Source organism: Rhodococcus sp. KRD175 (assembly GCF_017168275.1).
Classification (GTDB): domain Bacteria; phylum Actinomycetota; class Actinomycetes; order Mycobacteriales; family Mycobacteriaceae; genus Rhodococcoides; species Rhodococcoides fascians.
Genome location: NZ_JABFAQ010000063.1, coordinates 1 through 663, shown reverse-complemented (window position 1 = coordinate 663; position 663 = coordinate 1). Strand labels below are relative to the sequence as shown.

The following is a 663-nucleotide window of genomic DNA, read 5'->3' as shown; positions in this document are numbered from 1 at the left end:
TGGGGAGCCGCGCGAGGGGTCAGCCGCACGTCGGGGAGCCGCGCGAGGGGTCAGCCGCACGTCGGGGGCCGCACGAGGGGTCAGCGTCGTTTCGACGAGTACATGCGTTCGTCCGCGATGTGCAGTAATTTTTCGGGGCTGACGGGTTTGTCCCAGCTCCATCCGACGCTGACCGATGCGGGTACCGGAACACCGTCGATGAGGTACGGGCCGGCCAGTAGCAACCGCACTCGTGCGGCGAGGCGTTCGACTCCGTCGGCCGATCGGGAGCTACGCAGCAGAGCGACGAATTCGTCGCCTCCGGTGCGGCAGGCGATGTCTCCGGTGCGGAGGTTGGCGCGGATGCGGGCTCCGATGGCGGCGAGCAGTCGGTCGCCTACTGCGTGGCCGTATCGATCGTTGACGGATTTGAAGGAGTCGACGTCGACGAACAGGATTCCGACCGGGTTTTCGTCGGCGGCTTCCTTGAGGGCCTGAAGTTCTGCCATCAACCGTCGGCGATTGGCCAGGCCGGTCAGGTCGTCGATCAACAGTTGGCGCTCGAGTGCCGCCTCGGCTCCCTTCCGGGCGGTGATGTCCTGGATCTGGGCGATGATGATGTCGTCGCCCTCGTTGTCTCGCACCACGGTGGCGTTCCGCTGGACCCAGATGGTGGCTCCGTCC

At 66.4% G+C, this 663-nt stretch carries 1 protein-coding gene; it reads right to left on the bottom strand.

What is annotated here, in order from left to right; translation table 11 throughout:
* Positions 1-80: 80 nt before the first annotated feature.
* On the bottom strand, positions 81-663 hold a 583-nt coding region (locus J1M81_RS25535), incomplete at its 5' end, for a GGDEF domain-containing protein (RefSeq protein WP_206499136.1).